General features: G+C 66.1%; 13 protein-coding genes and 1 pseudogene. 9 read left to right on the top strand and 5 right to left on the bottom strand.

Going from position 1 to position 13,641, the window contains the following annotated elements; translation table 11 throughout:
* The first annotated feature begins 88 nt into the window (after positions 1–88).
* Entirely contained in the window at positions 89–517 is a 429-nt protein-coding gene (locus tag AC3WSN_RS10360; RefSeq protein ID WP_492537764.1) for a GNAT family N-acetyltransferase, read from the top strand.
* Between the two features lie 204 nt (positions 518–721).
* Here the strand turns inward: AC3WSN_RS10360 and AC3WSN_RS10365 are convergent, their stop codons facing one another.
* Entirely contained in the window at positions 722–1,297 is a 576-nt protein-coding gene (locus AC3WSN_RS10365) for a TetR/AcrR family transcriptional regulator (protein WP_192710587.1), read from the bottom strand.
* A gap of 114 nt (positions 1,298–1,411) precedes the next feature.
* Here AC3WSN_RS10365 and AC3WSN_RS10370 point away from each other — a divergent pair, with 114 nt between their 5' ends.
* The gene (locus tag AC3WSN_RS10370) at positions 1,412–2,110 is read left to right on the top strand and encodes a glutathione S-transferase family protein (RefSeq protein WP_492537766.1); all 699 of its coding nucleotides are present in this window, start codon (positions 1,412–1,414) and stop codon (positions 2,108–2,110) included.
* Positions 2,111–2,465: 355 nt separating this feature from the next.
* On the opposite strand, the gene AC3WSN_RS10375 is transcribed toward AC3WSN_RS10370, so the two are convergent.
* From AC3WSN_RS10375 to AC3WSN_RS10390, 4 genes and pseudogenes are all read right to left on the bottom strand, one after another.
* The gene (locus AC3WSN_RS10375; RefSeq protein WP_192710585.1) at positions 2,466–4,091 is read right to left on the bottom strand and encodes a long-chain-fatty-acid--CoA ligase; all 1,626 of its coding nucleotides are present in this window, start codon (positions 4,089–4,091) and stop codon (positions 2,466–2,468) included.
* A 225-nt stretch (positions 4,092–4,316) separates the two neighbouring features.
* Positions 4,317–4,763 carry a DUF6538 domain-containing protein gene (locus AC3WSN_RS10380; protein ID WP_492537768.1) on the bottom strand — a complete coding sequence of 149 codons (447 nt, stop codon included), beginning with the start codon at positions 4,761–4,763 and terminating at the stop codon, positions 4,317–4,319.
* 864 nt (positions 4,764–5,627) lie between these two features.
* Positions 5,628–5,738 (bottom strand): annotated as a pseudogene (locus AC3WSN_RS10385) (IS6 family transposase); the annotation flags it as partial.
* A gap of 122 nt (positions 5,739–5,860) precedes the next feature.
* The gene (locus tag AC3WSN_RS10390; RefSeq protein ID WP_492537770.1) at positions 5,861–6,136 is read right to left on the bottom strand and encodes a hypothetical protein; all 276 of its coding nucleotides are present in this window, start codon (positions 6,134–6,136) and stop codon (positions 5,861–5,863) included.
* 778 nt (positions 6,137–6,914) lie between these two features.
* Between AC3WSN_RS10390 and ureE the strand changes: the two genes are divergently transcribed.
* The 7 genes from ureE (at position 6,915) to urtA (ending at position 13,395) form a co-directional block, all read left to right on the top strand.
* The gene (gene ureE, locus AC3WSN_RS10395) at positions 6,915–7,379 is read left to right on the top strand and encodes an urease accessory protein UreE (protein WP_492537772.1); all 465 of its coding nucleotides are present in this window, start codon (positions 6,915–6,917) and stop codon (positions 7,377–7,379) included.
* Entirely contained in the window at positions 7,373–8,056 is a 684-nt protein-coding gene (locus AC3WSN_RS10400; protein ID WP_492537774.1) for an urease accessory protein UreF, read from the top strand. The genes ureE and AC3WSN_RS10400 overlap by 7 nt, the downstream gene beginning before the upstream one ends.
* A 9-nt stretch (positions 8,057–8,065) precedes the next feature.
* The gene (locus tag AC3WSN_RS10405) at positions 8,066–8,761 is read left to right on the top strand and encodes an urease subunit beta (protein WP_492537776.1); all 696 of its coding nucleotides are present in this window, start codon (positions 8,066–8,068) and stop codon (positions 8,759–8,761) included.
* 10 nt (positions 8,762–8,771) lie between these two features.
* Complete coding sequence (gene ureC, locus AC3WSN_RS10410; protein WP_492537778.1) at positions 8,772–10,484, top strand: urease subunit alpha; 1,713 nt, start codon at positions 8,772–8,774, stop codon at positions 10,482–10,484.
* A 37-nt stretch (positions 10,485–10,521) separates the two neighbouring features.
* Positions 10,522–11,148, top strand: coding sequence for an urease accessory protein UreG (gene ureG / locus AC3WSN_RS10415; RefSeq protein WP_492537780.1), 627 nt, complete (start codon positions 10,522–10,524; stop codon positions 11,146–11,148).
* 2 nt (positions 11,149–11,150) lie between these two features.
* Positions 11,151–11,987, top strand: coding sequence for an urease accessory protein UreD (locus AC3WSN_RS10420; RefSeq protein ID WP_492537782.1), 837 nt, complete (start codon positions 11,151–11,153; stop codon positions 11,985–11,987).
* A gap of 178 nt (positions 11,988–12,165) precedes the next feature.
* Positions 12,166–13,395, top strand: coding sequence for an urea ABC transporter substrate-binding protein (gene urtA / locus AC3WSN_RS10425; protein ID WP_492537784.1), 1,230 nt, complete (start codon positions 12,166–12,168; stop codon positions 13,393–13,395).
* Positions 13,396–13,641: the final 246 nt, after the last annotated feature.

Below are 13,641 nucleotides of genomic sequence, written 5' to 3' on the forward strand. Positions count from 1 at the left end.
GCGCGGGCGCACGTCGTCGAACATCTGATACCGCGGCCAACGCCTCAATGCCGCCCTACGGCGGAGCGGACCGACCTGGAGACCGCCCATGACACGCGAACGCATCACGGTCAGTGCTGACATCGATGCGGAAACGGCGAAGATTGTCGAGGATGGGCTGGACCGCTTCAACGAACTTCACAACGGCCCCGACCCGACCAAGCCCCTCTGGCTTGTATGCCGTGACGACCAGGGACAGGTGTTGGGCGGTCTCAAGGGCCTGATACAGTGGGACTGGTTCGTCGTCTTGATTCTCTGGGTGGAGGAGGAAAGACGGCGGCAGGGGATCGGACAGCGTCTGCTACGGAAGGCCGAAGACGCGGCGCGCAAACATGGGTGCCGTAGGGTCAGGCTGGCGACGATGACGTTTCAGGCCCCGGAGTTCTACAGGAAGTCGGGATATGTGGAGGAGTGTCGGTTGCTCGATGTGCCTCCCGGCCATGCGTACATATGGATGTCCAAGACACTGGCGGATTGACTTCGCCCGTCGGCGTTACGTTGGCGAGTTCTCATGCTCGTCGTCCTCGCCGGGTGGCCCGGAACGGGGCGGTTGTGGAACGACCGCACAGGGTGAAAAACAGCTGGTCTGCGTCTGGATGAGATATGCGCTGAACCGGTCGTCCGGCGTGGATCTGATCCGGCGGAAGCACCCAAACACGCAATTTCCAGATACGAAGCTTAACTAGGTTGGAAGCAATCCGATTTTTTGGTAGCTTTCGATCAAGTTATCAAACACTTTTACATCCGAACGGCTGCGAGCGATCATCTGCGCCCCCGCGACAGCAGCATAAATGGCGCGGGCCCTTAACTCACCCTCGGCTGGCGAGGCGAGTTTGGCAGCGATCAAATGTTCGCATAGCCAAGCAACGTTCACGTCGGCGAAAGTTTGCACCTCCTTCAACACTGGCTCGGGCAGCTCGTCATGTTCCGTCGCCATGAAGCTGCTCAGGCACATGCGGTTGTTGCGCTCCAGGGATAGCCGGAAGATGCTCGGGTATTGCTGCAACGCTTCGGTTGGGCTTCGGGCATTCGTCGAGATGGCTTCGAGATCGCGGACGATATCTTCCCAGTAGCGCCGTGCAACCGCCTCGCCGAGGAGAGCCTTAGTGGCGAAGTGGTAGTTGATGCTGGCAGCCTTGATGCCGACGCTCTCCGCGAGGTCGCGGAAGTTGAGGCCGCCGTAGCCATAGGCCATCGCCGCCTCCCTGGCGGCCACGAGGATGGCCTCTCTCACATTCCCCTTTGACGTCGCTGCCATGTTCAACCTCCGCCTGTCATATGGCAGACAGGGGTTGACAGCACAAGATCTCGGTCCTAGCTTCCAACCTGTCATATGACAGACAGACAAATGCCTCAGGAAAGCGAGCCGACGATGTCCGACAAGCTCAAGCTCTTCACCTCACCCTCGGCCTTTCCGAACCCGCAGCGCTTGCGGATCTTCATGCACGAGAAGGGCATCGCCGCTCACTTCGACGAGACAGTCTACGACATGTCACCGGTGGGCGAGCAGCGGGGTTGGAAGCACCTGAAGATGAACGCTTGGGGCGAGACACCGACGCTCGCGCTCGCCGACGGCTCTTACCTGAGCGAGACCTCCGCCATCGCCCGCTACCTCGACGACACGTTCGAAGGCCGCAAGATCATGGGCGGGACGGCGCACGAGCGTGGCCTCGATCAGATGTGGGACAACCGGGTGTGGGTCCACATCCTCTATCCCATCGTCACGGCATTCCACGTCCTGCATCAGGGTCTGGGCCCGAAGCTCGAACTGACCAGCAATCCGGCCTGGGGCGAGCATTCCCGCAAGGTGGCCCTGGCGCATGCCGGTTTGGTCGACCGGCACCTCTCCGACGGCCGGGCGTGGCTGCTGGGAGGCGATCAGCCGACGTTCTCGGACATCACGTTGGCGACGGCCATCGCGTTCTCCAAGTTCCCCGTCAACGCCACCCCGCTCGATGAGCGGTTCGAGCATCTCGATGCCTTCTGGCGGCGCTGGCAGTCCCGTCCGGCCTTCATCGCTGCCTATGCGGACCGTAGCAGCGGTGTGCCGGAGATCGACAATCGCACATGAGCGTTCGGCGGTCGGGCGTGGCAACCGTCCGACCGCAATGCTGCTTTGAGCGGCGTACTGCGATGGCTGCTTTGGGATGCCACAGCGAAGGTCCCCACGACCGGCTTGGATCGTGAGTGGGCGCGACGGTGGCGTCTGCTTCTGCCGATTCTCGCCTGAAAGCGGAACGGCAGAAATCCACCCAGCCTAGCCCTTTAGATGCGCCCGCCGTCGGGACAGGATTTGGCCGAAAGCCGCCGGTCTGCTTCTGAGCGAATGGGCCACGAAAGCAGACGGCAAACGACCGATCCGCGGCCGAAGCTCAAATGGTTCAACCCTCGCCAGAGGGTTCGCGCGGTCAGTGCTCGACCCGGCATCACACGCCCGGCCATTGATAGTCCCGGAACTGATCCCGCAGCCTCGTCTTCTGGATCTTCCCCGTCGCCGTGTGCGGGATCTCCTCGACCAGAACGACATCATCCGGCAGCCACCATTTGGCGATGCTCGGGCGCATGAACGCGAGGATCTCAGCCTTGTCAGGGGTGCGGCCGGCCTTTGGCACGACTACGAGCAGCGGGCGCTCGTCCCATTTGGGATGGGCGATGCCGATCACCGCCGCTTCCGCCACGTCGGGGTGGCCGACCGCGAGATTCTCCAGTTCGATCGAGGAGATCCATTCGCCGCCCGACTTGATCACGTCCTTGGAGCGGTCGGTGATCGACATGTAGCCATTCGGGTCGATGGTGACGATGTCACCGGTATCGAAGAACCCGCGGTCGTCGAGGATCGGCGTGCCGTCCCGGAAGTAGGCCTTGGCCACCGCTGGGCCTGCAACCTTGAGGCGGCCGAGCGTGGCGCCGTCCCAGGGTAGATCGCTGCCCGAATCGTCTGTCAGGCGGAACTCGACCCCGAAGGGCGGGTATCCCTGCTTCGTCTTGAGGTCGAGGCTCGACGCCTCGTCCAGGCGCTCGACCTCGGGTTTGAGCGCGCAGAACGAGCCGATCGGGCTCATCTCGGTCATCCCCCAGGCGTGCATCACGGCGACCCCGTAGTCGCGCTCGAAGCGCTCAGTCATAGCGCGCGGACAGGCCGACCCGCCGATCAGGATACGCCGCAGGTGAGCGAGCCTGCGCCCCGTGGCGTCGAGGTGCTGAAGCAGCCCGAGCCAAACCGTCGGCACCCCCGCCGTCACAGTGACGTCCGCCCGCTCCAGCAACTCGTGCAGCGATGCACCGTCGAGCCGGGGGCCGGGTAGAACCAAGCCCGCACCCGTCATCGGAGCCAGGAAGGCGAGCGACCAGCTGTTGGCATGGAACAGCGGCACCACCGGCATCGCGACGTCGCGGCTCCTGAGCCCGATGTAGTCCGGGCTGTTGTTGGCCATTGCGTGCAGCACGTTCGACCGGTGCGAGTAGAGCACGCCCTTCGGCTTGCCCGTAGTGCCGGAGGTATAGCAGAGGCCTGCCGCCGCGTTCTCGTCGAGGCGCGCCCAGGCGAAGTCCGCGTCCGCCTCTGCAATCCACGCCTCGTAGGCGACCGCGTCGCGCAGGTTCGTCTGCGGCATGTGAGCCGCGTCGGTGAGGATGACGAAGCGCTCGATCGTGGGCAAATCTTCGGCCAACCGCTCGACCAGCGGCAAGAACGTCAGGTCGAGGAGGAGGATCCGGTCCTCCGCATGATTGATGATGTAGGCGATCTGATCCTCGAACAAGCGAGGGTTGACCGTGTGGTAGACCGCACCGATACCGGTGATGCCGTACCACGCCTCCAAGTGGCGCCACGTGTTCCAGGCCAGCGTCGCCACGCGGTCGCCCGCACGGATGCTGTCCCGCTCCAGCCTCTTGGCGAGCCGCCGCGCTCGCTCGTGGATCTCCGCATAGGTCGTGCGGTGCATCGGTCCCTCAACGGAGCGCGAGATCACGGCCCGATGAGGGTGCTGGGCCTCGGCATAGTCGAGGATGCGGTGAATGAGCAGGGGCCAGTCCTGCATCTGGCCGAGCATGGCGCGCCTGTGCCTCCCTTTGGCCGCGCGGAGGCATCCGACCTCTTCGAACGCGGACTTGCAAGCGGGCATTGGGGCCCGTTGGCGCCGAGCTTAGTGCATTTCGTGTCGGAAGGGATTCGGGTGGCACGCGATCTTGTGCCATCACCCAGACGATCAAACTTGATTGCGTCAGCGTCTGCTTCCGGGGTGCTGCCAAGTTCAACGACAGAGCGGCATCAGACCTCAAATTGAATGTCGGCTATCGGGCGGCCCTCCAATGACGGCCAGCTCGGCTGGATCGCCGCCGTAGACTGGGGCGTGTCCAAAAACTGTGTCGGCGGCGGGCAGATCCTCAGGTTCGGGATAGTGCCCGATGGTCGCGATCAGACCGTCGTGCCTAAGGGACTCAGATTCGAGGTATCGCTCGGCGAGCCTTTCGATGTCTGCGGGTGTAAGCGATCGGTTGAAGCGGACGAGGGTGAACAAGGTCCCTGTCCTCTCCCACAAACGCTGCGCCATTCGCTGGGCCTGGCCGGGTGTGGCGTGGCCTAGGGAGCGCAGGATCTCACGCTGACCGAACCGTGGGCGCAGATCGTGGGGGATGTACGACGAAACAGGATCGTCTGTCGGCGGCGGTGGAGGTTGGTGAGGGGCAAGGCGTGATTCCCTGCCGTCCAGAACTGCGGACATCCCGAGTGGGCCTGGACGTTGCGATCGGACCGGGCGGGTCCGAAAACAGCCGGAGAAGCAACGGCGGGTTGAGCATCACAGGCGTTTGGCTGGGGCGCCAGGATTCTCACCCAGCGCGAACTCAGCTTAAGATTCGATCCAAGTCATTGGATTTGCATGCGCTTCAACTTCGTGCGCACAGGCAGTTGATACGATCCTGCGCCTCGTGCCAAGGGCTCATTCCGATGCTCCACAAGTGATCGCGGCAAGCCGAAAATCAGACGAGGCGCTTCATGGCTTCAAGCTTCAGCCATGCACGAGGTGCCGTCGGCAAAGCGCCATCAGCGGACCTTCGAGCAAAACCACCTGAATGGCCGCTTGGAGTCCGACAACTGCCGTTGAGATGGAATGATCGGTCCGGCGACCACAACGTCCTCATGTCGAGTCCCATAAAGTTGGCCCTGACCTTTGGGCGTCGATACGGTCGCCGTCATGGCCATGGCATACTCATACATCCGCTTCCCGCGCCCGGAGCAGATGCGCGGCGAGCGCCTCCGCCGGCAGCGCGAGGCCGCTGATAAGGGGCGGCCGAGAAGGGGCTCGTGATCGACGAAAGCCTTACGAACCTTGAGTTGAGCGCCTAGTTGTAGCCGTGGCGTGGGTTAGAGGACGGTATCCCGGCCGCCCAGGCATCATCGCCGATTCGTTTCCAAGAGCGTTGTCGAGCATGTTGATCCGACTGTGGGGGAATTGGCTCAGGGCGAGTGATGTCGACAGGGCGGTACGCTCGGGGGGAAATCCCTTCGCCTCGCCTGCGCCGGTCACCTTCCAGGTGACGAGCGGGACCAAGATGCTGCTCGACGCTTGCGTCCGCCTCCTTGCCTAGCGCAGGTACCATGAGACAGCCTGGACGATCAGGGCTGCCTCGAAGTGCCGGCCGTGGAAGTCGGCCTTGGCGCGCTGCTTGAGCTTGGCGGCGATGGCGGACAGGATCATGGGCCGGCTCCGAAAGCGGAGACGGCAAGCTGGGCGGCTATGGCTAACGACCCGTGAACGAAGAGCCGTACGGGTTTGCGGCAGGCCCGTCGCGGCCGAGCTGGCGGGTCTCTTGGGGATACTCATATCTCAGGTGTCCTCACACCGCGGTGGCGGCAGACACGATCGACAGCGTTGAAGTTCCAGCCACCCGTCACGCGCCGTGCATCGGTCAAGGTACGCACATGCTCCGGCGTACCCCGCGCCTGCGCGTGCCACGCCTCTACGCGGGCAGCCAGCTTTTTGCCCACGGCCTGCCTGAGATAGGGCCGCCAGCGCTGCACCGTATGCTGCCCGCTCTGCAGCGCCAGGAGGAAGTAGCTCACCACGAGCCGATCCTTCGCCAGTGTGTCGGCCAAGGGGTTCCAGACTCCCTGCCTGACGGGATCGGCGCTCAGGGCGACGGGACCATGCGTCGACCGCTCCACGCCCGGATCGATGGCGGCTCGATCACGTACAGCGCCGGTCGAGTTCCTGCGTTCCTCTCCTGGCCGCACCGGCGGCGACGTCTCTCGACCCGGAGAGACCTGGAATTCCGGCACGCGGACGTCGTTCGCCTCGGTCGACGATCCTGCCGGATCGACACGGCCAACGCCATGCTGGTGTCCTACCGAACGGGGCGCCGCTGGCTGACGCCGCTCGGCCCCAGCCGCAGATCGCTGCCCTACTGAGCAGCCTGCATGCCGACATTCCCGGCTTTGGTAATGGGTCGTGAGCGGGCGCGGCGACGGTGTCCGCTTCTATGCTTTGCCGCCCGAAAGCGGACCGGCCGAAATCCACCCATCTGGGACATTCGGACGAGCGGGGCGTCGCGGCAGATGCTGGCCGAAAGCGGAATGGCTGCTTCTGAGAAGGCGGGCTGGAGAAGCAGACGGCCTCCTACCGACCCGAACTCGCCGCCTGGGACGTTATCGGAGCTTCCCCAAAGCGGTCTTACCTCAGCCTTCGCGTCGAGAGAGCCGGCGAAATACCGACGGGCGTCGTTGCACCGAACATCGCACGCATCGCCGCGCCGACGGACTTCGGCACGAGCGGGGCATAGAAACAGGCGGCCGCCGTACTGTGTGAACCTCCGACGGAATCGGTTTTGCAAGGCGCTCCCGGAGACGGCCCCGGAAGAGCGGAACAACGAGCGACATGCGGGTCATTCATCGCATCCTGGGCAGCCGTCACGACGCCGAGATGGCCCATCGTCTGCATCACCTTTCTCATCATGGCGCCGTGGACGTCCTCGTCGTGTCGAGCACCGACGTCGCCCGACGTCGACTCCGCGCGACGACGCAGGCCGGCGAGGAGATCGCCCTGGCTCTGCCGCGGGACGAGCCGCTCTTCGACGGCGCCGTGCTGGCCCTGGACGATCGTCGGGCTCTCGTCGCCCGGGTCGGCGGCGAACGATGGCTCCGCCTCATCCCAGGCAGCCCAGCGACCGCCCTTGAGCTTGGCTACCACGCTGGCAATCTGCACTGGCGCGTGCGCTTCGCCGACGGGGCCCTCCTGGTGGCCCTGGACGGGCAGGCCGACGATTGCCTCGTCCGTCTCGGTACCCTCATCACCGACGGGCAGGTGACATACGCAGTCCTGGACGGGGCGGAGACGTGCTGAGCCGTCTCCTGTCGCTCCAGCAAGCCGATGCCGCCTTCCCGAGCGGAAGCTTCGCCTTCTCCAACGGCATCGAGGGGCTCGTCGCGAGCGATCCCGCCTTCGACACGGCCAGCCTCATCCGGACGCTGACAGGTCTCGTCCGCTCCCGGTGGGCGGAGAGCGACCGCGTCGCCCTGATCCTCGCCCATCGGACCGGCCCCGACCCGAGCGGTCTGGACTGCATCGACGCCGCCGTGGAGGCCGCCACGCTCGTCGAGGCGATGCGCATCGGCAGCCGGCGCAACGGCGCCTCTTTGCTGACGACGCATGTCAGGCTCGCCACTACGGGTGCCGAGGACCTCAGCGCCGCCATCCGGTCCGGCCTCATGCTGGGACACCTCGCGACCGTGCAGGGCGCCCTGTGGCGCGCCCTCGGTCTGTCGGAGCCGGAGGCGGCGGCGGTGGCCGGCTATCAGCTCGTCTCCGGCCTCGTCTCGGCCGCGGTCCGGCTTGGCCAGATCGGCGCCATCCAGGGCCAGCAGGCCCTCCAGACGGTGCTGCCACTCGTCGCCGAGATTGCCGAGCGGCCGGTGGCCGAAGAACCGGGCGGCGCCATCGTCCTCACGGGCTTCACGCCGCTGATCGAGGTCGCGGCCATGCGGCACGCGCGCGCCGATCTGCGCCTGTTCGCCAATTAGGAGCGCGCGATGCTGCTCACGCCCACCGAGCTCGAACGTCTCACGATCTTCACCGCGGCCGAACTCGCCCGCAAGCGCCGGGCGCGCGGCCTCAAGCTCAACTATCCGGAGGCGGTGGCGCTCATCACCGACGAGATCTTGGAGGGTGCCCGCGACGGCCGCAGCGTCGCCGACCTGATCGGCTGGGGCTCCACGATCCTGTCGATCGAAGACGTGATGCCGGGCATCGCCGCCATGCTGCCGATCTTGCAGGTCGAGGGCGTCTTTCCGGACGGAACCAAGCTCGTCACGGTCCACGAGCCGATCCGTGCCCAGGCGGGAGCGCCAGCCGATGCCCTCGAGCCCGGCGCGATCCTCCCGGCCGACGGCGCGATCGAGCTCGCTGCCGGCCGCCCGCGGGTCACCATCGACGTCGTCAACACCGGCGACCGCCCGGTGCAGATCGGCTCGCACTACCACTTCTTCGAGGTGAACCGGGCGCTCGACTTCGACCGGGCGGCGGCCCTGGGACACCGCCTCGACATCCCGGCCGGGACGGCGATCCGCTTCGAGCCGGGCCAACGCAAGACCGTGACGCTGGTCGGCTTCGGCGGCGCCCGGGAACTGACCGGACTCAACAACCTGACGCAGGGGACGCTGCCCGACGACGCGGCGCGGGCGGCGGCACTCGGCCGCGCGAAGGCCCGCGGCTTCAAGGGCGCCTGAGGAGAACGCCATGGTGACGATCCCCCGCCGCGACTACGCTGCCCTCTACGGGCCGACCACCGGCGACGGGGTCCGGCTCGCCGACACCTCCCTGGTTGCGGTCGTCGAGCACGACCACGCCGTCTACGGGGACGAATGCCTCCACGGCGGCGGCAAGACCCTGCGCGACGGGATCGGAATGGCGCCTGGGGTGACCGCCGCCCAGGGGGCGCTCGACTTTCTCCTGTGTAACGTCGTGGTGATCGACCCCGTCCTCGGCATCCAGAAAGGCGATCTCGGCATTAAGGACGGGCGGATCGTGGCGCTCGGCAAGGCCGGCAATCCGGCGATCATGGACGGCGTCGACCCGCGCATGATCGTGTCGGCCGGGACCACGGTGCGGGACTGCGAGGGCCTGATCGCGACCCCCGGGGCGATCGACGTGCACGCGCACTTTGATTCCGCCGGTCTGCCGGACCACGCGATCGCCTCGGGCGTCACGACGCTGCTCGGAGGCTCGCTGGGGCCGATCACGGTGGGCATCGATTCGGGCGGCCCGTTCAACACCGGCCGGATGCTCCAGGCCGCCGAGGACTGGCCGGTCAATTTCGGCTTCCTCGGGCGCGGCAACACGCACCGGCCAGCCGCCCTGAAGGAGCAGCTTGAGACCGGCGTCCTCGGCCTCAAGATCCACGAGGATTGGGGGGCGATGCCGGCGGCGATCGATTCCTGCCTCGAATTCGCCGACGAATACGACTTCCAGGTCCAACTCCACACCGACACGCTGAACGAGTCGGGCTTCGTGGAGGACACGCTGGCGGCGATCGGTGGCCGCACCATCCACATGTACCACACGGAGGGGGCCGGCGGCGGCCATGCGCCGGACATCATCCGGGTCGCCGGGCTGCCGCACTGCCTGCCCTCGTCCACGAACCCGACCAATCCCTACACGGTCAACACCTTCGACGAGCACCTCGACATGACCATGGTGTGCCACCACCTCAATCCGGCCCTGCCGGAGGATGTGGCGTTCGCCGAGAGCCGCATCCGTGCCCAGACGATCGCGGCCGAGGACGTCCTGCACGACATCGGGGCGATCGCGATGCTCGGCTCCGACAGCCAGGGCATGGGCCGGATCCATGAGGTCATCTGCCGGACGTGGCAGCTCGCCTCCAAGATGAAGGACCAGCGCGGTCCGCTCCCCGAGGAGAATCCGGGCTTCGGCGACAATGCCCGGATCAAGCGCTACATCGCCAAGTATACGATCAATGCCGCCCGAACCTTCGGCATCCAAGACCATATCGGCTCGCTGGAGCCCGGCAAGATGGCCGATATCGTCGTCTGGCGCCCGGCTTTCTTCGGCATCAAGCCCGAGCTCGTGATCAAGGGCGGCTTCATCGCCTGGGGCGCGATGGGCGATTCCGCCGCCTCGCTCATGACCTGCGAGCCGATGCTGCTGCGACCGCAATGGGGCGCCTTCGGACGCGCCAAGCAGGCGCTCTCGGCCTGCTTCGTCCACCCCCTGGCGATCGAGGCCGATCTCGGCGGCCGGCTCAGCCTGAGTAAGGCGCTCCTGCCCGCCCGCGGAACCCGCACGCTGACGAAGGCCGACATGCTCTGGAACGACCTCTGCCCCGACATCCGCGTCGACCCGCAGACCTTCGACGTCTTCGTCGATGGGGTGCTCGCCACCTGCGAGCCGGCCTGGACCCTGCCCCTCGCCCAGCGCTACATGCTGCGCTGAGCGAGCCCGCAATCCCCCTCTCACGGCGCTGCCCTCAATGACCGAAGCCATACCTGCGAACGCCGCCCGCATCGGGATCGGCGGCCCGGTCGGATCGGGCAAGACCGCGCTGATCGAGCGGTTGATCCCCGTGCTGCAGGCGCGCGGCGTCGATCTCGCCGTCATCACGAACGATCTCGTCACCAAGGAGGATGCCGAGCGCCTGCGCCGCTCGGGGCTGATCGATCCGAGCCGCGTCGAGGCGGTGGAGGCGGGCGCCTGCCCGCACACGGTGATCCGGGAGGATCCGACCCTCAACATCGCCGCGGGCGACGCGCTCGAGGCGCGCTTCCCGGGCCTGCAACTGCTCATCTTCGAATCCGGCGGCGACAACCTCGCCTCGACCTTCTCCCTCGACTTGGTCGACTGGTGGATCTTCGTGATCGACGTGGCGGGCGGCGACGACATCCCCCGCAAGCGCGGCCCGGGCGTGCTGCGCTGCGACCTCCTCGTGATCAACAAGGTCGACCTCGCGCCCCATGTCGGCGTGGATCTCGACGGGATGCTGGCGGAGGCTGGCCGCGTCCGAAACGGCAAGCCGGTCGTCGCCACGAACGCGCGCTCGGGCCACGGCATCGACCACGTGGCCGACGCGATCGGCCGCGCCGTGCTGTTCGCGCCCTGACCGTGTCCGATGACATCCGGTCCGGACGGCACGCGACGGCGCGCCTCGGCTTCGTGCGCGGCGGCGGCACCAGCGTGCTCGCCGAGCAGCACGTGCCCTATCCGTTCCATATCACGCGGCCCTTCCGCCTGTATCCCCAGCGGCCGGACCTGATCACGCTGTACCTGCAATCGGCCTCTGGCGGCCTCTACCGCGGCGACCATCTCGGCCTCGACATCGCGATGGGTCCCGGCTCGGCAGCGCATGTCACAACCCAGGCTGCCACGGTGATCCATCGCAGCGCCGATCATCCGGCCCGGCAGGACACGCGGATCCGCGTCGGCACGGATGCCTTCCTGCACTGCGTGCCCGATCCGCTGATCCTGTTTCCCGGCGCGGCGCTGGCAGCGTCGACCCGCGTCACGCTGGAGCCCGGCGCCTGCGCCATCGTCTCCGAAAGCATCGCCTGCCACGACCCCGAAGGCCGCCAGCGGCCGTTCGCGAACGTCGCGCTGTCGCTCAGCATCGAGAGCCCGGACGGGACGCCGCTGGTCCGCGAACGGGCCGAGATCACGGGAGCCGAATTTCAGGATCCGGCCTCACCGCTCGGCAACTGGCGGGCCTACGGCGCTCTGGTCATCCTCGGGCCGCCCGCGTCCCTGCCGGATGCTGCCGAGCTTCAAACCGCGGTCGACCACACGGGCTGCTGGAGCGGGATCAGTCCGTTGCCGAATGCGGCCGGGCTCGGCTTCCGGCTCCTCGCGCCCGACGGTGGCACCCTGGCGGCGGGTCTCGAGGCGGCGGCCGGCCGCGCCTTCACTGCCATGACCGGCCTCGAACCGGCGCGGCGCCGCAAGTAGCGGCCGGGCGCCGGACATATGCAGCCGACGATATAGGCACGCTGCCTTCGTTTTCATCTTGAGGAAATATTGTTTCCTTGGAAGAAATGAATGCGGAGGACGATTCCATGCGCGATGGCCGATCCGCGGCAGATTTCGCGGCTCGCCGGCTTGGAACGATCTGGAGACTGGGACTGCCATGGCGACAGACGATTCTGCGCACTTCACCCTCCGCCGCCGCCTGCTGCTCGGCCTCGCGGCAACGCCGCTCACAGCGTCTCTGCCACGCATCGCGGCAGCGGCCGAGGGCGGCCTTGCGGTGACCGACACCGAGGTGACGGTCGGCATCCTGCATTCGATCACCGGCACCATGGCGATCTCGGAGACGGGACCGAGCCAGGGCGAGAAGCTCGCGATCGCCCAGATCAACGAGGCTGGCGGGGTGCTCGGCCGCAAGATTAAGATCATCCAGGAGGACGGCGCCTCCGACTGGCCGACCTTCGCTGAGAAGGCCAAGAAGCTCCTCGTCAACGACCATTGCGCGACGGTGTTCGGCTGCTTCACCTCGGCGTCGCGCAAGGCGGTTCTGCCGGTCTTCGAGCAGTACAACGGTCTGCTTTACTACCCGACCTTCTACGAGGGCCTGGAGCAGTCGAAGAACGTCTTCTACACCGGCCAGGAGGCCACGCAGCAGATCCTCGCCGGCCTCGACTGGGTCCACAAGGAGAAGGGCGGCGACAGCTTCTACTTCATCGGCTCGGACTACATCTGGCCGCGCACCTCCAACAAGATCGCCCGCAGGCACATCGAGACCGTGCTCAAGGGCAAGGTGGTGGGCGAGGAATACTTCCCGCTCGGCCACACGCAGTTCAACTCGGTGATCAATAAGATCAAGCTCACCAAGCCCAAGGTGATCTTCGCCACAATCGTGGGCGGCTCGAACGTGGCGTTCTACAAGCAGCTCAAGGCGTCCGGGATCGATCTGTCCAAGCAGGTGCTGGTCACCCTGTCGGTCACCGAGGACGAGATTGACGGCATCGGCGGTGAGAACATCGCCGGCGCCTATTCGTGCATGAAATACTTCCAGTCGACCGACAACGAGAACAACAAGGCGTTCGTCGCGGCGTTCAAGAAGATGTGGGGCGAGAAGACCGTCATCGGCGACGTGACACAGGCGGCCTATCTCGGGCCGTTCCTGTGGAAGATGGCCTGCGAAAAGGCCGGCTCGTTCGACGTCGACAAGGTGGCGGCGGCCTCCCCCGGGCTGGAGTTCAAGGGTGCGCCGGAAGGCTACGTCCGGATCGATTCGAACCATCACCTCTGGTCGAAGACCCGGGTCGGCAAGGCCAAGCCCGATGGCCAGTTCGAGATTGTCTACACGAGCCCCGAGCTGATCAAGCCGGACCCGTTCCCGAAGGGGTATCAGTGAGCCAAGGGCCGAGCATCGCGGCGAGGACGGAAGGGCCTCCGGTTCGTCAGTTCCAGCCCCCTCCCCTCAACCATTCGATGCAGAGCTCAACGGTGTCTCACGCGGGCGGCATGAGGCCGTCCATCCGCTTAAGTTGACCCTTGCATGCCGATCCGAGCGTTGAGCGATAGACCTCATCACGATCCGGTCGGACCATCTTAGTCGCAGAAACAGTGACGTCCGGCCGCTGATCGGCCTCAATGCACC

This window comes from Methylobacterium sp. FW102-HT35C08 (assembly GCF_058790235.1).